This window comes from Afifella marina DSM 2698, assembly GCF_900102695.1.
Lineage (GTDB): Bacteria > Pseudomonadota > Alphaproteobacteria > Rhizobiales > Afifellaceae > Afifella > Afifella marina.
In genome coordinates this window covers 1-19,748 of the sequence record NZ_FMVW01000002.1, presented here as the reverse complement: position 1 = coordinate 19,748, position 19,748 = coordinate 1, and the positions used below count along the sequence as shown (strand labels likewise).

The window sequence follows — 19,748 nt, the reverse complement described above, 5'->3', positions numbered from 1 at the left end:
GATCACCCTCCGCCATCCGGTGGAAAATGCTGCACCGCGGTAAATTTCACGTTGTTGCCACTCTCTGGCTTGACGCCGGTCAAAGCCGCGCCTCGTTAGGAGCATAGAACGGCAGCGCATCCGCAAGGAACATTTCCATGACCATCCGCAACCTGGACAAGGCCTTCGCACCGACTTCCGTAGCTCTTATCGGTGCAACGCCCCGCCCCGGCTCCGTCGGGGCCAAAGTGCTCGCCAATCTCCACAGCGCTGGCTTCAAGGGCCCGATCTGGACCGTCAATCCAAAATATCCCTCGATCGACGGCGAACGCTGCTTCCCCTCGATCAAGGATCTGCCCGACGCACCCGATCTCGCCATCATCGCCACGCCGCCGGAGGCCGTGCCCGGCTTGATCGGAGAACTCGGAGAAAAAGGCACCCGCGCCGCCGTCGTGCTGACGGCCGGCATCGAGGAAGGCAACGGCCTGATGCAGGCCATGCTCGATGCGGCCCGGCCTTACACGCTGCGCATCATCGGCCCGAACTGCTTCGGCATCTTCCTGCCGCATATCGGGCTCAACGCCAGCTTCTCCCACATTTCGCCCCGTCCCGGCCGCCTTGCTCTGTTGTCGCAATCCGGCGCCATCGCCTCTTCCATCATCGACTGGGCGGGCAATCATGCCATCGGCTTCTCTAAGATCATCACGCTCGGCAATATGGGCGACGTCGATGTCGGCGACTGCCTCAACCAGCTCGCGACGGACCGCGATACGACCGCGATCCTGATGTATCTGGAGACCGTCCCGCACGGACGGAAATTCATGTCCGCCGCCCGCGCCGCCTCGCGCGCCAAGCCGATCGTCGTCGTCAAGGCCGGCCGCCACGCGGCCGCCGCCAAGGCCGCCCTCACCCATACCGGGGCGATCTCTGGCGCCGATGCGGTTGCCGACGCCGCCTTCCGGCGCGCCGGTCTTCTGCGGGTCGGGCAGATCGAACAGCTCTTCGACGCTGCCGAAACGCTGACGCGCCTCAAGCCGACCAAGAGCCGGCGCGTCGCCATCGTCACCAATGGCGGTGGCGTCGGCGTGCTCGCCGTCGACCAGCTGATGGATGAGGGTGGCGTGCTTGCCGAATTGTCCCCGGAGACGATCGAAGAACTCGACAAGGTGATGCCGCCGACCTGGTCGCGCACCAACCCGATGGATCTGATCGGCGACGCCCCGCCTGAGCGCTACGTGGCAGCGACGGAAGCGGCACTCGCCGATCCGAACGTCGATGCGCTTCTCGTGCTCAATTGCCCGACGGCGCTTTCCTCCGCCGACGGCGCGGCCGAAGCCGTCATCTCGACCGTCAAAGCCGACCGTGCCCGCCATCCCTACCCGAAGCCGGTTCTGACCTGCTGGCTCGGCGGAGAGACGGTGATGAAGGCACGCGAGAGGCTGCGGGCAGCAGGTGTCGCGACCTTCCTCAGCCCCTCGGATGCGATCCGCAGCGTCGGTTACCTGACCGACTGGCACAAGGCTCAGGCCCTGTTGATGCGCACGCCGCCGAGCCTGCCCGAGGATTTCACCTGGGATGCCGAGCGCGCCCGTGCCGTCATGGTGAAGGCGGCCGAAGAAGGACGCAGCGTCCTGACGGAGCCGGAGGCGAAGGAGGTTCTCGCAGCCTTCGGCATTCCGATCGTCAAAACGGTGATCGCCCGCACGATCGAAGAGGTCGAAGAGACCTCACGCGAGCTCCTGCGCGACCACAAGGCGGTCGTCGTGAAGCTCCTGTCTGCGGAGATCACGCACAAATCCGATGTCGGCGGCGTCGTCCTCAACCTTTCGACGCCCGAAGAAGCCGTCAACGCCGTGCGTATCATCACCAAGCGGGTGGAGCGCAGCCGGCCCGACGCGCATATCGAAGGCTTCACCGTGCAGCCGATGATCCGGCGCACTGCGGCCCATGAGCTGATCGTCGGCATCGGCAACGATCCGTTGTTTGGCCCGACGATTGTCTTCGGGGCCGGCGGCACGGCAGTCGAAGTCATCGCCGACAGCGCCACGGGTCTGCCGCCTCTCGATCGCAACCTGGCCCGCGACCTCATCGAGCAGACCCGCATCTCGCGCCTTCTCGACGGCTACCGGGACATTCCTCCCGCCGACATGAACGCGCTGGAGCTGAGCCTCATCCGCCTCTCGCAGATGGCGGTCGACCTGCCGTCGATCACCTCGCTCGATATCAACCCGCTTCTCGCCTCGAGCGACGGGGTGGTGGCGCTCGATGCGCGCGTCGCCTTCGATCCGAAGCAGGTGCACAAATCCGGGCCGAACCGCGACATGGCGATCAGGCCTTATCCGAGCGGCTGGGACAGCACCGCCGACCTCGCCAGCGGCGCCAGCGTGATCCTGCGGCCGCTGATGCCGACGGACGTGCATCTCTACCCGGAATTTCTTGGCAGATTGTCGCCCGAAGACATCCGCATGCGCTTCCTCGCGCCGCTCAAGACCCTGCCGGAGGAGATGGTCGCACGTCTGACCCAGATCGACTATGCGCGCGACATGGCCTTCGTCGCGCTCGATCCGGAATCGGGCGAGCTTCTCGGCGTCTCACGACTTGCCGCCGACCCCGACCATGTCGAGGCCGAATATGCGGTGACCGTCCGAAGCGACATGAAGGGCCGCGGCATCGGCTGGCTGTTGATGAAACAGATCATCGAATATGCGGCGGCCGATGGCATCGAACGGCTTTACGGCGTCATCCTGCCGGAAAACCACACGATGCTGTCGATGTGCCGGGAACTTGGCTTCGTGGCCGTCTCGAGCCCCGAAGCCGACGGCCTGCGCCATGTCGTCATTCATCTCGAGGCCCCCGCCTCAGAAGAAGAGGCGGAAGCGTCTGTTGGATCGCAGCGCCCGCGGCTGATCCCGTCATAAACGGAGCTTCAAGCTGAACGGAAACGGGCGCCTCGAGAGGCGCCCGTTTTCATTTCGGCGGATCCGTTTTTCCGTCCGAGGCGATCTCGGCGGCTTAACGCCAGCGCAAGTCGAAGACGACGCGAGGCTGGAAGCCCTCGCCTTCGCGCCGAACAACGGCACGCGTCGCGCGGTGGACGAGGCTGCGGAAGAGCTCCTGGAAACAGCCGCTGTAATAGGCAAGGAGCACGGCGTCGGTCGGCGTGCCCCGCACCGGCCCCCCGGCGATCGACACAACGACCGGATGGCTCGGCACAAAGGTGACGGCGCCGCTGCCGACGAAGGTCCACGCATGACGCCGGATCGCCGCCAGGAACAGGCGCGCCCTGAGCCAGGGCGGCAGAAACGGCATGATACGCTGAAAAGGCTTTGGAATGCGGCGCGCCAGGAGATAGGTCGCGGTCAATTCTCCAGCCCGGAAGGCGGCATCCGCAGCTTCCTGCGGGGCAAGCACGGCAATCGCCGCATCATGGAGCCGCATCACCTCCCGCTCATCGACCATCTCGCTGGGCGGAGCGTCGAGATAATGCAAAAGGCCCGCCTGAGCGAACACGCTCTGGCAGGCCTCTCGCCCCACAATTGAGTTCAACGCCTCATCCATGCGGATGATGGCATTGGGTCCGATCCGCGCCGCCGGTTGAGACGGGACGTGATCCGCAGCCGAAACCGCGTCCACGTCCCGCTCTCGCCCCCCGACTCGCGTCGGCTCGTCGGTCACGGCCATCGCCGTGCCCTAATGCACTGTCGCCCGGGGCTTCTCCGTCTCGGCCGGAGCGGGATTGGATGAGGTGATCGCCTCATCATAATCGTCTCCGTCTTCCGGCAGTCCCTTCGGAGCCCCACAGGCGCTGACGGCGGCAGGCGTCATCACCGCCTCATCGTACTGATCGCCCTCGTCGATCTCCTCGGCATGACCGTTTGCACCATTGGCTCCGTTCACACCGTTGGCGGCGACCTCTGCAGGAACCCGCTTTTTCTTCAGTTTGCGCGGCGGCGGCGCACTCTTCAGATCGGCAAGCTGGCGCCGATCGAGCGTGCGAGTCTCGTCGAAACCGAAGTCGACTTTCTTCTTCGATTGCGGGCCCCAGTAGTTCACACGACCGAGATCGTAGAACTCACGCCGCATGCCCGAGCGCATGAAGGCCTTCAAGCAGCCCATCATGTAACGCCGCAAGGTCTTGTCGCGGATCCACGGATAGTGGAACAGCATCTTGCGCATGTAGAAGCGGCGATAATTGTGCATGACGCGATCGAGCAAGGTGGCCCGATCCATCGCCGCCGGCTTCACGATCGGCGTAACGAAGTTGTACTTCTCGTAGTCGAAGATCTCGACCTTATCACCGAGCTCCTGGAAGAGATCGGCAAACGGCCACGGCGTGTACATGGACCAGTTGGCCATCTCCGCGCCCCAGTCGATCACCATGCGATAGGTTTCTTCCAGCGTCTCCGGTGTCTCGTTGTCGAGACCGACGATGAACTGCGCCTCCGCCATGATGCCGTTCTTCTTGAGAAGCTGAACGGCGCGCTTGTTCTGAGCGACCGTCGTCTCCTTGTTGAACAGATCGAGCTTCAGCTGCGCGGCAGCTTCCGTGCCCAGAGACACGTGAATGAGGCCGGCCTTGCGATAAAGCGGCAAAAGCTTCTCGTCACGAATGACGTCGGTGACGCGGGTGTTGATACCCCAGAGAACCGGCAGATCGCGCTTCACCATCTCTTCGCAGAAGCGGATGAACTTCTTGCGGTGAATGGTGGGCTCTTCGTCGGCCAGAATGAAGAAGCCGACGCCGTGGTTGCGCACCAGATCCTCGATCTCGTCGACCACTTTGAGCGGGTCGCGGACACGGTAGTTGCGCCAGAATTTCCACTGCGAGCAGAACGAGCAGGTGAAGGGGCAGCCGCGCGCGAAATTCGGCACGGCGACGCGCGTGTTGAGCGGGATATAGATATACTTTTCCCAGTCGAGCACGCTCCAGTCCGGCTTGATCGTGTCGACATCGGCAATCGGCGGCTCGGCCGGCGTGGCGACGACCTGATCGCCCTCGCTATAAGCGATACCGAGGACCTTCGACCGCGCTTCGTTCCAGTTGCCGCTCTCGAGCGCCTTCATCACATTGACGATGACGGCCTCGCCCTCGCCCCGGATGATGGCGTCGATCCACGGCGCCTCGGTCAGAACCTGGCGGTACATGAAGCTCGCATGCACGCCGCCGATAATGGTCAGGGCGTTCGGATGCTCTTCCTTCGCGATCTGAAGGACACGCTCGGCCTTGTAGATGGACGGCGTGATCGAGGTGGCGCCGACGACATCCGGCTTTTCCTCGCGAATAATACGTCGGAGCTCCTCATCCTCGATGCGGTCGGTCATCGCATCAATGAAACGGACATCGGTAAAACCGGCCGTTTTCAGAGCGCCCGCCAGATAAGCAACCCATGCGGGTGGCCAGTTACCTGCGATCTCCGCACCACCAGAATGGTAGTTCGGATGAATCATGAGAATGCGCATCGATTCCGTCTCCGGGAGAGGTCGCTTGACAGTTTCCATTGTAAGGTCTGCGTGACACTTCACTTTGATGTCGATCAAATGACACGCAGAGCGGGCTTTCTTGCACCCACTTAAAGGTCGGCCTGGACGTGGTCGCACGTATCTGTCGCGCGGAATTGACACTGTTTCGGCGGCGGCGCGATAGGCAGAAGCGCCGCATCCTTGCGGTAAGTCGCCGCGGATCGAGACATCTTCGCGAGCCGTAGCCCTTTGCCTGCCGCACGCCCGGTGTTAGGAGCCGGAGCTCCGGCACCCGCGATCGAAGATCCGTCCCATGTTTTCCTGTGCCACGGCCCAAGGCCGCGCCGTCAAAGTTCCGCAGCCCCTCCCAACCGTCCCGAGAGGACGCGCGCGATGAAAGTTCTCGTCACAGGGGCCGCCGGCTTCATAGGCTTCCACACGGCGCAGCGTCTTCTTGCCCGCGGCGACACGGTGATCGGCGTCGACAATCTCAACGATTATTACGACGTGACCCTGAAAGAAGCGCGGCTTGCCCGCCTTCAATCCATGGCCGACTTTCACTTTCGCCGCCTCGATCTTGCCGATCGTGAAGGCAGTGCCGCTCTCTTCGCCGAGGAGCGGCCGGACCGCGTCATCCATCTCGCGGCACAGGCGGGCGTGCGTTACGGCATCACCAATCCGCACGCCTATGCCGACGCCAATCTCGTCGGTTTCCTCAACGTCCTCGAAGGTTGCCGCCACAATGGCGTCGCCCACCTCGCCTACGCCTCGTCGAGCTCCGTCTATGGTGCCAACACGGCGATGCCGTTCAGCGTCGCGCAGAACGTCGATCATCCGCTCAGCCTGTATGCGGCGACGAAGAAGGCAAACGAGCTGATGGCGCATTCCTACGCGCATCTCTACCGCCTGCCGGTGACGGGCTTGCGCTTCTTCACGGTCTACGGGCCGTGGGGCCGCCCGGACATGTCGCTCTTTCTTTTCACGCGGAAGATTCTCGCCGGCGAACCGATCGAGGTCTTCAACAACGGCCACCATTCCCGCGATTTCACCTATATCGACGACATCGTCGAAGGCGTGGTGCGGGTGCTCGATCATGCCCCCGAGCCGGACGCGCAATGGGACAGCGCCGCGCCGAACCCCGCCTCCTCCTCGGCGCCCTACCGGCTCTACAACATCGGCAACAACCAGCCGGTCGAGCTCATGGATTTCATCGCCGCCATCGAAGAAGCGCTCGGCCGCGAGGCGGAAAAGATCTTCCTGCCGATGCAGCCGGGCGACGTGCCCACCACCTATGCCGATATCGACGCGCTCGCCGACGATCTCGGCTATCGGCCGAAGACGCCCATCAAGGAGGGCATCGCGCGCTTCATCGCCTGGTACCGGGATTTTTACGGGAAAGCCTGAGCGGCGCGGTCACTCCGCCTCCCCGATTGCGATGTCGAGCTCATCGAGCCCCTCGATCTTGACGGACAATTTGTCGTCGGGCTTCACCGCGCCGACACCGGCGGGTGTGCCCGTATAGAGAAGATCGCCGGGTTTCAGGTGATAATAGCGCGACAGATGGGCGATCAGCTCCGGCACGCTCCAGACCATGTCGGAAAGCCTCGCCTGCTGCCGCACCTCGCCATTGACGCGCGTTGTCAGCGTCTGCTCGCCGATCGCACCGAAATCGGACACGGGCGCGATGGTGGCGATAAGGGCGGAATTCTCAAACGCCTTGCCGAGATCCCAGGGCCGGCCTTTCGCCTTTGCCGCGCCCTGCAGGTCGCGCCGCGTCAAATCGATGCCGGCGGCATAGCCGAAGACACAACCCATCGCCTCATCCGCCGAGACCTGAAACGCAGAACCGCCGAGCGCCACCACAAACTCCCCTTCGTAATGGCAATCCTGCGTTCCCGGCGGATACGCGATCGTTGTTCCCGACAAAGCGACCGCCTCGGCGGGCTTGGTGAAATAAAACGGCGCCTCACGATCGACCTCGGCGCCCATTTCCCGCGCATGGTCGGCATAATTGCGACCGACACAGAAGATCCGGCGCACGGGGAAATTCGCCGCGGATGTCGCGACCGGCACGCCAAGCGTCGGTGGCGGCGGGAAAACGAAATTCGACTGGGCGTCCAATGACGTCATAAGGGCGCCTCCTTTGCGCGTGCGGCGACAGGCCTGTGGACACCGCGGCACAGGATTTCGACGCTTCCGTGGCGGCAAGTTGCCATACAATCGATTCCCCGCGTAGTGTCCCCGCACGTTAGGCTGGGCTTTTGAAGCCCGCCCTCTCAAGGAGGATCAGGAATGCGCAGATTGTTGTCCAGGTTCGTTCTGGGCGCAGCCGCGGTAGCATTGATGGCCGCGAGCGCCAGTGCCGAGGTCACTTATACACGCGGCAACGACGCCGACCCCGAGACGCTCGATCAGCACAAAACGTCGACCATTTCGGAAGCGAATGTCCTACGTGACCTTTATGAAGGCCTCGTCGTCTATAGCTCTTCAGCCAAAGTCGTCCCGGGCGTCGCAGAGAGCTGGGAAACATCCGATGACGGTCTGACCTGGACGTTCCACCTGCGCGACGATGCCAAATGGTCGAACGGCGAACCTCTGACGGCGGAGGATTTCGTCTTCTCCTATCAGAGGATCATCAACCCGGAGACCGGCGCCAAATACGCCAACATCCTCTATCCGATCAAAAACGCTGAAGCGGCCAATTCGGGCAAGGTTCCGCCCGAAGAGATCGGCGTCAAGGCGCTCGACGAGCACACGCTCCAGTTCACCCTGGAAAACCAGACGCCTTACTTCCTCGAGCTTCTCACCCATCAGACCAGCCTGCCCGTCTATCCGCCGGCGGTGAAGGAGTTCGGCACCGATTTCGTGCAGCCGGAGAACATGGTGTCGAACGGCGCCTATACGCTCCAGGAATTCACGCCGAATTCGCGTATCGTCCTCGTCAAGAACAAGAATTTCCACGACGCCGACAATGTGTCGATCGACAAGGTGATCTACATTCCCTTCGAAGATCGCTCAGCCTGCCTGCGGCGTTTCGAGGCCGGCGAGGTGCAATCCTGCTCCGACATTCCGACCGAGCAGATGAAGTACGTGAAGGATACGCTGGGCGACGAGGTCCACATCGTTCCGTATCTCGGCAACTATTATTATGCGGTGAAGGCCGACAAGGAGAAGCTTTCCGACGTGCGCGTTCGCCAGGCTCTGTCGATGGCGATCGATCGTGAATTCATCGCCGACGAGATCTGGGCCGGGGCCATGCTGCCCGCCTATTCACTGGTCCCTCCGGGCATCGGCAATTACGGCGAGCCGGCCTATGCCGATTACAAGGACATGGATCCGCTCGATCGCGAAGACAAAGCCATCGAACTGCTCGAAGAGGCGGGCTATAGCAAGGACAACCCGCTCAGTGTCGAGATCCGTTACAACACCGGAGAGAACCACCAGAACACGGCGACCGCGATCGCCGATATGTGGAAGAATATCGGTGTGAAGACGACATTCGTGACGGCCGATGGCGCCACCCACTACGCCTATCTGCGCGACAAGGGCGACTTCGACATCGCGCGTGCCGGCTGGATCGGCGATTATTCCGACCCGCAGAACTTCCTGTTCCTGGTGGAGAGCAACAATCCGGGCTTCAACTATGCAAATTACGACAATCCGGAATATGATGCGCTGATGGAGAAGGCCGAAGAGACCAGCGACCTCGATGAGCGCGCTGAAGTCCTGAAGCAGGCCGAGACGATCTTCATGCGCGACCTGCCCTTCATCCCGATCCTCTATTACTCGTCCCTCAGCCTGGTTTCCGACAAGCTGCAGGGCTGGGAGGACAACCTCGTCAACGTCCACGGAACGCGGTGGATGTCGCTCGAGCAGTAATTGGGCTGACGCAGAGGTTCCCGTGCACCGGATGTGCGGGAACCTCGAGCCTCGTCCGGTTTTTTTCTGCAATCATAGAAGCTGCCTGAACCGATGGGCAGGCTTCGCCTTCCACCGACGGAGCGGCGATGCTGAGCTATGTTTTGCGCCGGTTGGCGACAGCCATTCCGACGCTCTTTGTGATCATTACGATATCGTTTTTCCTGATGCGCGTGGCACCGGGCGGACCGTTCAATCTGGAACGCCCCCTGGAAGCCAAGGTGATGGAAAACTTGAACCGCATCTATCACCTCAACGAGCCGCTCTGGCGACAATATCTGCTTTACCTGAGCAACCTGCTGCATGGAGATCTCGGTCCGAGCTTTGTCTACCGTGACTTCTCCGTCGGCGATCTGTTCGCCGCAGGTCTGCCGGTGTCGATCCAGCTCGGCGCATCGGCGCTGACGCTCGCCCTCATCATCGGCACGGTTTTGGGCTCGATCGCCGCGCTGAAGCAGAATTCCACGATCGATTATCTCGTCGTCGGCGTCGCCACGTTCGGCATCACCATTCCGCCCTTCGTCATCGCACCGGTGCTGTCCTTGATTTTCGGCGTGTCGCTCGGTTGGCTCCCCGCCGGCGGCTGGGGCAACGGCGCCCTTCCCAACAAGATCCTTCCGATCGTCACGCTCGCTCTGCCGCAGATCGCCATCGTCGCACGCCTCATCCGCGGCGCCATGATCGAGGCCTTGCGCTCGGATCATGTGCGCACGGTGCGTGCCTATGGCTTGCCGACCCGCGTCGTCGTCATGGTGCATGCCCTGCGGGCGGCCATTCTGCCGGTCGTATCCTATCTTGGACCTGCTGCAGCCGCGCTTCTGACCGGCTCGATCGTCGTTGAAACGATCTTCGGCATTCCGGGCGTCGGTCGCTATTTCGTCCAGGCGGCGCTCAACCGCGACTACACGCTCGTCATGGGCACGGTCGTGGTCGTCTCCATCTTCGTGGTCGTGTTCAACATGATCGTCGACCTTGTCTATGCGTGGCTCGATCCGCGCGTCCGCTACGATTGAGCCCGAACATGTCGATCACTGAAGAACCCATCACACTCGACGAGCCGACGATCTCCGGCCGCTCGCTGTGGCAGGACGCGCTGGTGCGCCTCCGCCGCAACAAGGCGGCCATGACGAGCCTGTTCATTCTCGTCGTCATGGCTGTCGCCTCGCTCGTCGGGCCTCTCGTATGGCCGCATCCTTATGACCGCGTCTATTCGGAATATGTGCGCGTACCGGCGAGCCTTGAGGCCTACCCGCATGAAGAGCGCATCGTGCCGGAAATGGAACGCTCGCTCTCCCGCGCCCGTGTCGACGTCGCCTCCGTCGAGGTCGAAGGCGACAAAGTGCGCGCCGAAATCACCGATGACGACGAGGTCGATCCGCGTATCACGCGCTATGTCGACCGCTCTGATCTCTTCTCCAACGCCAAGATCGCCGAGACGTCGGCCGATGGCCGTTCCGCCGTGCTCGAAGCCGACGTCGCGCGGCTTTATTTCATTGCCGGCACCGACGGCAACGGGCGCGATCTCCTGGCGCGAATCTTCATGGCGATCCGCATCTCTCTCGCCATCGGACTTCTGGCGACGGTCGTCGCCCTGATGATCGGGGTCGCCTACGGCGCCACCGCCGGTTATCTGGGCGGGCGCGTCGACAACGTCATGATGCGCCTCGTCGACGTGCTTTATTCTCTGCCGTTCATCTTCTTCGTCATTCTGCTCGTGGTCTTCTTCGGCCGCAATTTCGTACTGATGTTCATCGCCGTAGGAGCCATCGAATGGCTCGACATGGCGCGTATCGTGCGTGGCCAAACCTTGAGCTTGAAGCGGCGTGAATTCGTCGAGGCGGCGGAGGCGCTGGGCGTCTCCAATGCCGGGATCGTGCGCCGTCACATCATTCCGAATGTTCTGGGTCCGGTGGCCGTCTACATGACGCTTCTGGTACCGAAGGTGATCCTCCTGGAGAGTTTCCTCTCCTTCCTCGGTCTCGGTGTCCAGGAGCCCCTGACGAGCCTCGGCGTGCTCATTTCCGAAGGCGCCAAGAACATGCAGGGGGCCAGCTGGCTCCTGCTTTATCCCTCCATCGCTCTCGCCCTCATCTTGTTTTCGCTGAACTTCATCGGCGATGGCCTGCGCGACGCGCTCGATCCGAAGGACCGCTGACATGAGCACCACCGAAAACGTGCTGTCCGTGCGCGATCTCAAGGTGAGCTTCAAGCTCGCCGACGGTCAGGTCGATGCCGTGCGCGGCGTCAATTTCGATGTCGCCTCCGGCGAAACCGTCGCCATCGTCGGCGAATCCGGTTCCGGCAAGAGCCAGACCGTGATGTCGCTGATGGGCCTTTTGGCCTCCAATGGCCGGGCCAGTGGCGAGGCGCTCTATCGCGGCGAGGACCTTCTGCGCCTCTCCCCGCGCAAGCTCAACCGCATCCGCGGCGACAAGATCACCATGATCTTCCAGGAGCCGATGTCCTCGCTCGACCCGCTCTATAGGATCGGCCGGCAGATCGCCGAACCGATGATCCATCACGGCGGGCTGAGCCCCAAGGCAGCGCGGGCAAAGGCGCTCGAACTTCTGAAGCTCGTGCGCATCCCCAATGCCGAGCGGCGTCTCGACGCCTATCCGCATGAGATGTCCGGCGGCCAGCGCCAGCGCGTCATGATCGCCATGGCGCTCGCCAACGATCCCGACATCCTCATCGCCGATGAACCGACGACCGCTCTCGACGTGACGATCCAGGCGGAAATCCTCAGGCTCCTGAAGGATCTCCAAAATCGTCTCGGGATGGCGATCGTCTTCATCACCCACGATCTCGGCATCGTTCGCCGCTTCGCCGACCGCGTCTATGTCATGCGCGCCGGCGAGGTTGTGGAACAGGGCGCCGTCAGCGAAATCTTCGTGCGCCCGCAACACCCCTATACGAAGATGCTCCTGGCCGCGGAGCCGGAGGGACACAAGGAGCCGGTCCCCGATACCGCCCCCGTGCTGCTGCAGGGGCGCGGCGTCTCCGTCTCCTTCAAGATCAAAGAGGGCTTCTTCGGCAAGAATTCCTTCGAATTGAAAGCCGTCGACAACCTCTCTTTGACGCTGAGACAGGGCCAGACGATCGGCATCGTCGGCGAATCGGGCTCCGGCAAGTCGACGCTCGGGCGCGCGCTGCTGCGCCTCATTTCAAGCCGCGGCGAGATCATCTTCGAGGGTCAGGATCTGACCGGCGCCGATCTTCGCCGCGATCGCCCTCTGCGCCGGCAATTGCAGATCGTCTTCCAGGACCCCTACGGCTCGCTCTCCCCGCGCCTCACGGTCGGGCAGATCATCACCGAAGGGTTGCTCGTCCACGAGCCGGAGCTCAGCCGCAAGGAACGCGACCGCCGTGCCGTGGAGGCGCTCAAGGAGGTGCAGCTCGATCCGGCGATGCGCAACCGCTATCCGCACGAATTCTCCGGCGGTCAGCGGCAGAGGATCGCGATTGCCCGCGCCATGATCTTGAAGCCGAAAGTGCTCGTCCTCGACGAGCCCACCTCGGCGCTCGATCGCTCGGTGCAGAAGGAGATCGTCGACCTGTTGCGCAAACTGCAGCGCGAGCACAACCTCTCCTATCTCTTCATCAGCCACGATCTGTCGGTGGTGCGGGCGCTGGCCGACACGGTCATCGTCATGAAGGAAGGCAAGGTCGTGGAAGAAGGGCTGACGGAAGATGTCTTCGCCCGCCCGCAGAAGGACTACACGAAAGAACTAATGGCCGCGGCCTTCATGAGCCAGGAGGCCCGCAGAGAGGCCGAGCGGGAAGCGGCCTCGGCAAAGGAGGCGGAGGCGTCCTGAGCCTCCCCGCCTCCCCTGGCACCTCCCCCGGGCTGGTGCCCCCGGGCCTTGCTCCTTGAGTGAAATACGCGCGGCGTCTCAGGCGTCGCGCGCCGGCTCCACGGCAAGTCCGTAGCCGGACATGAGCTCGCCGGCTTCGACGATCTCTTCTTCCGAGAGAAGCACAGGGCCGCCGATCAGAAGCGCCTGATAGTAGTGCCGGGCGAGCGCTTCGAGCTCGACGGCAAGCCACATCGCCCGCTCCAGATCGGCGCCGATGGCGATCATGCCGTGATTGGCGAGGAGGCAGCCTTTTCGGCCCTGAAGGGCTTCAAGCGCGACCTCGGACAATTCCTTGGAGCCGAATTTGCGATAGGGGGCACAGCGGATCTCCGCCCCGCCGAATGCCGTCACCATGTAATGGCAGGCGGGGATCTCCCGCCGCGCGATCGCGAGCGTCGTCGCATAGGGCGCATGCGTGTGCACGGTGGCGCCGATCTCCGGCCGCGCCTTCGCGATGTCGAGATGGAAGCGCCATTCGCTCGATGGCTTGTTTGGCCCCTCATAGGCGCCGTATTCGCCGTTGAGCGGCAGGGCCGCGATCATCTCCGGCTCCAGCTCGTCATAGGGAATGCCGCTCGGCGTGATCAGAAGCCGGTCCTTGTACCGCGCCGAGATATTGCCCGCCGTCCCCTGATTGAGGCCGCTGGCATTCATCTCGCGACAGGCGGCAATGATCGCCTTCCTCAGCGCCTTCTCTCTCTTGCTCATGGCAGTTCCTCCTGTCTCGGCGCTATCACGAAGCGGCACGTTCCGCCATGCGGCGCGCAGGAATGCGCCCTGCCTTTGCGTCTCATTGACAGGCCGACACGGCGCTCCGACCATGTTCGGTGCATACTGCAGGAGGACAAGATGCAGGTCGATGGCAGGCCCTATCGCACCATCTGGCTGAATGATGACGGCGAGACCGTCGAGATCATCGACCAGACGAAGCTGCCGCATCGTTTCGAGATCGCGCGCCTTGAGACGATGGAGGACGCCGCAATCGCCATCAAGGACATGCTGGTGCGCGGAGCCCCCCTGATCGGGGCCACGGCCGCCTACGGCATGGCGCTCGCGGCCCGCAGCGATCCCTCCAACGAAGCCCTGTCCGCCGCCTACGACCATCTTCACGCCACCCGCCCGACGGCCATCAATCTCCGCTGGGCGCTCGACGAGATGATGCAGGCATTGTCGCCTCTGTCGCCGACCGAGCGTCCGGCACGCGCCTACGAGCGGGCGGCCGAGATCGCCGACGAGGACGTGGAGATCAACCGTGGCATCGGCCGTGCGGGGCTTCCGATCATCGAGGCGATCTGCGCCGGCAAGCGGCCGGGCGAGACGGTCAACATCCTCACCCATTGCAATGCGGGCTGGCTGGCGACCGTCGATTGGGGCCCGGCGACAGCGCCGATCTATATGGCGCATGAGGCGGGCATTCCGGTCCATGTCTGGGTAGACGAGACGCGGCCGCGCAACCAGGGCGCCTCGCTGACCGCCTGGGAGCTAGGCCATCACGGCGTGCCGCATACGGTGATCGCAGACAACACCGGCGGTCATCTCATGCAGCATGGCATGGTCGACATGGTGATCGTCGGCACAGACCGCACCACAGCTTCCGGCGACGTCTGCAACAAGATCGGCACCTATTTGAAGGCGCTCGCCGCGCGCGACAATTCCGTGCCATTTTATGTCGGCCTGCCCTCGCCCACGATCGATTTCCGCGTCCATGACGGGGTGAAGGAGATCCCCATCGAACAGCGCTCCGGCGAGGAGGTGGCAAAAATCACCGGCCGCACCGCTTCGGGAGACATCGAGACGGTGACCATCGTCCCCGAGAAATCCCCTGTGGCGAACTACGCCTTCGACGTGACACCCGCCCGGCTGGTAACGGGGCTCGTGACCGAGCGCGGGGTTCTTGCCGCGAACCGCGAGGCGATCGCGGCGGCGTTTCCCGAGCGCGTTCAGGCAGCGGCGTAAAAAGTCCAATCGTCCACAAGCAGCGGTCGGCGCTCGCTACAACTTGACGGCTGAATTGCCGCCATCGGCCCAAAGAGCCGAACCTGTGACGAAACTGGACTGGTCGCTTGCCAGAAATAGTGCGGCGCGCGCGATCTCGTCCGGATGGGCAATCCGCTTCATAGCATGAAGGCTGGCGGCCCAATCACGCTGCGCGGCATCGCCGGCCATGGCGGTCTCCGTGCCGCCCGGCAGAAGAGCGTTGGCCCGGATGCCTTGTGCGCCATAGTCGGCGGTTAGGCCTTTCACCAGACCCAGCAGCCCGGCCTTTGCGGCGCCGTACGCAGCCATGCCGGGCAAGCCGACGCTGTTGCCGACAAAGCTGCCGGTAAACACCAGCGATCCGCCGCCATGCCTCAACAGCGCCGGCACCTGCACCTTCGCACCGAGAAACGCCGCGGTGAGGTTGGTGTGGAGGACGTGTTCCCATTCATCGCGCGTCAACTCCGAAAGAGGCCGCATTTCTCCCACCACGCCCGCGTTGTTGAATGCGACGTGGACCGCACCGAACGTTTTCTCGGCAACTTCGATACAGGCCCGGTGCGTCCTCTCATGCGCTACATCGCCTGCGACGACAGCGACTTCGCCCCCTTCCGACCGGATTTCTGCGGCGAGCTCATCGAGCGGCCCGCTTCGCCGCGCACAGACGACGACTCGCGCGCCCTCGCTGGCGAAGAGCCTGGCTGCGGCCCTGCCGATACCGGAACTGGCCCCGGTGATGACAGCAACCTTGTTTGAAAGAAGATCCATCGTGGCACTCCCGCAAAGCAGTTGAGGAGTGCCCAGCTAGAGACTGTTTCTCTGATCGATCCACCCGATTCCAGACAGCCTGCGGTCCACCTACCCTGAGCTTCGGCTCCCACGCATTCAGCCGCTGTGCCTGCGCCTTCACGACCTCGATGGTCGGATAGGCGGCGGTGTTCACCATCATGTCGCGCGCCAGCGTCAGGCTGCGCGCCTCGCTGACCGCCTGGGAGCTCGGCCATCACGGCGTGCCGCATACGGTGATTGCAGACAACACCGGCGGCCATCTCATGCAGCATGGCATCGTTGACATGGTGATCGTCGGCACAGACCGCACCACGGCTTCCGGCGACGTCTGCAACAAGATCGGCACCTATTTGAAGGCGCTCGCCGCGCGCGACAATTCCGTGCCGTTTTATGTCGGCCTGCCCTCTCCCACGATCGATTTCAGCGTCCATGACGGGGCGAAGGAGATCCCCATCGAACAGCGCTCCGGCGAGGAGGTGGCAAAGATCACCGGCCTCGTGACCGAGCGCGGCGTCATCGAGCCGACAGCCGAGGCGATCGCCGCAGCGTTCCCCGAAAGGGTGCGGGTGGCGGCTTGAGCGGCGATACCGGGTTCACTGTTGGCATCGCGAAAGGCATTGAGGCTCAGCGACGCTATTAAACGGCGAGAGCCGCAAGATCGTTGATGTGGAACCGAGCGCATGGTCCGCGCAGCCGCAAAAATGATCGAAGGCTCAAGGAAAAGCTATGGCAGGATCGGCTCTGCATCTGCACCGGGTTCATCCCGACAACATGGGGGACGCGGAGGCCGTGTTTGATGAACTTGGCACCTACTCGATGCACGTCGACGGCTGTCCCCGGAGACCCGAAGCAGCCTACGACTTTGCCACGGAACTGCCACCCGGCCGCGATGCTCGACACAAACACGCATTCGTCGCGTATCGAGACGACCTGCCCATCGGCCTGCTGGATATCGTCGAGGGGTACCCCGCTCCGAGCATCGCCTTCATAGGCCTCCTTGCCGTGAAAGAGAGACTTCACGGTAAAGGCATCGGCCGGCAGCTCTACACAGAAGCGGAACGGCTCGCGCGCCAGACACTTCGAGCACGGACCATCCGCCTGGCAGTGGTTGAGGCCAACCCCGTCATGGGCTTCTGGCGGAAAATGGGCTTTGAGCCGACAGGCGAGGTGAAGCCCTACTTAGGCCAAAACGTTCGGTCGCGAGTCATCCTTCTCGAAAAGCCGCTCCTGGCGCCCGACGAGGAACATTTGCAGGGATAGTCAAAGATTTCCCAGCTTTCTTCCCCTATCCCCCGAGTTTCGGCTCCCAGCCGTTGAGCCGCTCAGCCTGACCGCAGACCGCCTCGATCGAAGTGTAGGCGCCCGTGTTCACCATCATGTCGCGGGCGAGCCGCAGGCAGCGAGCCTCAGCGGTTGCGCGCACCTTTTCGTCCGCAATCTTTTCCAGATCGATGTTGTGGGCGAGGCCCAGAATGCGGCGGATCATCTTGGCGGCGGCAAAGCCGAGCGTGTCGGCAAAAAGCCGGTCGAGATAGGCTTCGCGCTCTGCCGCAAGCCGCTTCTGGCCCACCTCCGAGGCGAAGAGCGGCGCAGGATAGGCGTCGCCCGTACCGTTCTCCTCCCAGAGCTTTTTGAACTTGGCACGAAAACCGTTCCAGAAATCGGCGGTCGCCCGAAGCACCCAGGCGCGATAGGCGTCGCGTCCGCCCGGCGCGCTCTCGTAGCCCACCTGCGAAAAATAGGCGATCAGAAGGTTCGCGATCACCGCGCCGGTATCGAAGCCCATCGGCCCCATGAAGGCGAATTCCGGGTCGATGACGCGCGTCTCCTCCGGCGTCAGCATGACGGAACCGGTGTGGAGATCGCCGTGCAGCATCGCCTCCGCATCGCACATGAACTTCACCTTGAGGCGGGAGATCGCGACCTTGAGGTCGCCGTCCTCGCGGATCGCGGCAGCGAGCGGATCGAGATATGGCGCCGTCCAGCGGTTGCGCTCTGCCACCATATAGGGCTCGGTGAAAATGAGGTCCTCGGTGATCTTGCAGAGCTCGGTGTTGCCGGCAAAGGCGCCGACCATCGCCTTCTTCTCTGCGGCCTTGAGCGCGAGGTCGGAGGTGAAGAAGAGCGTATTGGCGGCGAAGGTAGAGAGGTCGTCGGCAAACCTCGGATAGACCGTGCCGGCGATCATGCCGTGCCGCATGATGATATGCGGCTCCAGAAGCTCCATGGCGATGAGTGCCAGCGTCTCGTCGTAATGGTAGATCTCCGGCACGAGGCCCGGCGCATGCCGCGCCTCGTGGCTGAGAGCCATATGTTCGAAATGCGCGCGTTCGAGCGGCAGCGGCCAGCCCTCGCCGACGAGGCGGAGATAGGGAAGCGCCTGCTTGACCGCGACACCCATCTCCGGCCCGCGCACCTTGAAGACGAGATTGAGATTGCCATCCCCGAACTCCTCGATCGTCCAGGCGGCGGGATCGCCGCCGAGCCGGTCGCGCACGGCGGAAATCTCGGCGAGATAGCCGCGAAGGCTTTCCGGATCATGGGCGCGATAGCCCGGCGGGACTTGCAACGGTGCGGTCATCTCATCCTCCCCGCCCCCGCGCGGCGGGGGCTCGACCTCGTGTCAGGAGATGCAACGCCCTTGGCGAGCGTCCCGCAAGACCGCGCGTTGCCTCAGGCGGCGAAGCGTGCGCCGCGCGCCAGGCCGTTATGGAGGTCGAGACAGCGGCCGAACCAGTCGGCAACGGCATCGTCGGGATCGATCGGCAGCCCGCCATGGATGACGGCAAGCCACATCAGTGTTCCAAAGGGGATGTAATCGACGAATCCCGGCTCGTCGCCGGCAAGCCAGGGATGGAATTCCAGCGTGCGGCGGAGCGGCGCCAGCGCCTTGTCGAGTTCGGGACTGACGAGCCCGACATCCTGTTGCGCTTCTTCGAGAGGCAGGCCGAGACGGCTTTCCCGGCTCTCGCGGAAATACTCTTGATCGGCATCGTCGAGCTGGTCGTGGATATCCTTCACGATCATACGCATGATCGGCGGATGCAGCGTGGCGAACGTGGCGCTTTCCATGAAACGCGCGGCCGCAATCCCGTCCGCGGCGGCAAAAAGCGGCGCCCGGTCGGGATAGGCATGTTCCAGATGGACTGCGATGTCGAAGGAATCGCGCACCCTGATGCCATGGTCGTCGAGCACGGGCACCGTGCGTACGACATCGGGCTCGATCGCCGCGACGCCGAGAAACGGCGTCGGCACGGTCTCGAACTCAAGGCCCTTATGGGCGAGCGCCATCTTCGCCCGCCAGCAATACGGGCTGAAACGCAAATTGCGGTCTCGCCCGCACAGATCGAAAAGCCTTCGCGTCATCGTTCCCCCCTCGAAAACCGGCGCGTTCGAAAGCCGGCAAAGGTTAACGTCGTTCCGGTTTTCTAGAGCATCGGACCTGAAATGAGAATCGGAGGTTTGCGGATTGGCTGAAGCATGATTCACTGTTTGAGGAGGTGGATCATGGGCCGATGCTATTCGATGGATCTTCGCGAGCGGGTGGTGGCTCGTATTGCAAGCGGCCATTCGCGTCGTTCGACGGCAGAGCATTTCGGAGTGAGCGAGAGCTTTGCGATCAAGCTGATGCAGCGCCAGAGTCGTGCTGGGTCCGCGGCCCCGGCGCGTCAGGGGCGACCGCGCGGCAGTGGCAAGTTGGCAACCTTTGAGGCCTTCCTGATCGGCGAGGTCGAACGCCGGCCGGACATCACCATGCCAGAGCTGGCC

General features: G+C 63.1%; 15 protein-coding genes and 2 pseudogenes. 10 read left to right on the top strand and 7 right to left on the bottom strand.

Translation table 11 applies throughout. From position 1 onward, the window contains the following. Positions 1–137 precede the first annotated feature (137 nt). On the top strand, positions 138–2,897 hold the full coding sequence (locus BLP76_RS04840) for a bifunctional acetate--CoA ligase family protein/GNAT family N-acetyltransferase (protein ID WP_092810199.1): 2,760 nt from the start codon (positions 138–140) through the stop codon (positions 2,895–2,897). Positions 2,898–2,991: 94 nt separating this feature from the next. On the opposite strand, the gene bchJ is transcribed toward BLP76_RS04840, so the two are convergent. Both bchJ and bchE read right to left on the bottom strand, forming a co-directional pair. Further along, a complete protein-coding gene (bchJ, locus tag BLP76_RS04835) occupies positions 2,992–3,612 on the bottom strand; it encodes a bacteriochlorophyll 4-vinyl reductase (protein WP_170130502.1) in 621 nt (206 codons plus the stop codon). A 57-nt stretch (positions 3,613–3,669) separates the two neighbouring features. Further along, positions 3,670–5,439: a magnesium-protoporphyrin IX monomethyl ester anaerobic oxidative cyclase gene (gene bchE, locus BLP76_RS04830; protein WP_092811285.1), complete on the bottom strand. Its 1,770-nt coding sequence runs from the start codon at positions 5,437–5,439 to the stop codon at positions 3,670–3,672. Between the two features lie 393 nt (positions 5,440–5,832). Here bchE and BLP76_RS04825 point away from each other — a divergent pair, with 393 nt between their 5' ends. After that, positions 5,833–6,843, top strand: a complete 1,011-nt coding sequence (locus tag BLP76_RS04825) for an NAD-dependent epimerase (protein ID WP_092810195.1) — start codon at positions 5,833–5,835, stop codon at positions 6,841–6,843. Positions 6,844–6,852: 9 nt separating this feature from the next. On the opposite strand, the gene BLP76_RS04820 is transcribed toward BLP76_RS04825, so the two are convergent. Beyond that, positions 6,853–7,569, bottom strand: coding sequence for a fumarylacetoacetate hydrolase family protein (locus BLP76_RS04820; protein ID WP_092810192.1), 717 nt, complete (start codon positions 7,567–7,569; stop codon positions 6,853–6,855). Between the two features lie 162 nt (positions 7,570–7,731). On the opposite strand from BLP76_RS04820, the gene BLP76_RS04815 reads away from it, so the two are divergent. The 4 genes from BLP76_RS04815 (at position 7,732) to BLP76_RS04800 (ending at position 13,172) form a co-directional block, all read left to right on the top strand. Beyond that, the gene (locus BLP76_RS04815; RefSeq protein WP_092810190.1) at positions 7,732–9,318 is read left to right on the top strand and encodes a peptide ABC transporter substrate-binding protein; all 1,587 of its coding nucleotides are present in this window, start codon (positions 7,732–7,734) and stop codon (positions 9,316–9,318) included. 128 nt (positions 9,319–9,446) lie between these two features. Continuing rightward, positions 9,447–10,370, top strand: a complete 924-nt coding sequence (oppB, locus tag BLP76_RS04810; RefSeq protein ID WP_092810188.1) for an oligopeptide ABC transporter permease OppB — start codon at positions 9,447–9,449, stop codon at positions 10,368–10,370. Between the two features lie 8 nt (positions 10,371–10,378). Continuing rightward, positions 10,379–11,512, top strand: a complete 1,134-nt coding sequence (locus BLP76_RS04805; RefSeq protein WP_092810186.1) for an ABC transporter permease — start codon at positions 10,379–10,381, stop codon at positions 11,510–11,512. Between the two features lies 1 nt (position 11,513). Further along, entirely contained in the window at positions 11,514–13,172 is a 1,659-nt protein-coding gene (locus BLP76_RS04800) for an ABC transporter ATP-binding protein (RefSeq protein WP_092810184.1), read from the top strand. A gap of 78 nt (positions 13,173–13,250) precedes the next feature. Here BLP76_RS04800 and BLP76_RS04795 read toward each other — a convergent pair whose 3' ends face one another. Then, complete coding sequence (locus tag BLP76_RS04795) at positions 13,251–13,922, bottom strand: class II aldolase/adducin family protein (RefSeq protein WP_092810182.1); 672 nt, start codon at positions 13,920–13,922, stop codon at positions 13,251–13,253. A gap of 141 nt (positions 13,923–14,063) precedes the next feature. Between BLP76_RS04795 and mtnA the strand changes: the two genes are divergently transcribed. Beyond that, on the top strand, positions 14,064–15,170 hold the full coding sequence (mtnA, locus tag BLP76_RS04790) for an S-methyl-5-thioribose-1-phosphate isomerase (protein ID WP_092810181.1): 1,107 nt from the start codon (positions 14,064–14,066) through the stop codon (positions 15,168–15,170). A 36-nt stretch (positions 15,171–15,206) separates the two neighbouring features. Here mtnA and BLP76_RS04785 read toward each other — a convergent pair whose 3' ends face one another. After that, a complete protein-coding gene (locus tag BLP76_RS04785) occupies positions 15,207–15,959 on the bottom strand; it encodes an SDR family oxidoreductase (RefSeq protein WP_092810179.1) in 753 nt (250 codons plus the stop codon). 206 nt (positions 15,960–16,165) lie between these two features. Between BLP76_RS04785 and BLP76_RS04780 the strand changes: the two are divergent. Together BLP76_RS04780 and BLP76_RS04775 are read left to right on the top strand one after the other, a co-directional pair. After that, positions 16,166–16,558, top strand: a pseudogene (locus tag BLP76_RS04780) (translation initiation factor eIF-2B alpha/beta/delta subunit family protein); the annotation flags it as partial. A gap of 148 nt (positions 16,559–16,706) precedes the next feature. After that, positions 16,707–17,240 carry a GNAT family N-acetyltransferase gene (locus BLP76_RS04775; protein ID WP_092810177.1) on the top strand — a complete coding sequence of 178 codons (534 nt, stop codon included), beginning with the start codon at positions 16,707–16,709 and terminating at the stop codon, positions 17,238–17,240. Positions 17,241–17,265: 25 nt separating this feature from the next. On the opposite strand, the gene mtnK is transcribed toward BLP76_RS04775, so the two are convergent. Together mtnK and BLP76_RS04765 are read right to left on the bottom strand one after the other, a co-directional pair. Beyond that, positions 17,266–18,561 (bottom strand): S-methyl-5-thioribose kinase, encoded by a 1,296-nt coding sequence (gene mtnK / locus BLP76_RS04770; RefSeq protein WP_092810175.1) that lies wholly within the window; start codon positions 18,559–18,561, stop codon positions 17,266–17,268. Between the two features lie 92 nt (positions 18,562–18,653). Next, on the bottom strand, positions 18,654–19,346 hold the full coding sequence (locus tag BLP76_RS04765) for a glutathione S-transferase N-terminal domain-containing protein (protein ID WP_111328836.1): 693 nt from the start codon (positions 19,344–19,346) through the stop codon (positions 18,654–18,656). A gap of 141 nt (positions 19,347–19,487) precedes the next feature. On the opposite strand from BLP76_RS04765, the pseudogene BLP76_RS18750 reads away from it, so the two are divergent. After that, a pseudogene (locus tag BLP76_RS18750) lies at positions 19,488–19,748 on the top strand (IS630 family transposase); the annotation flags it as partial.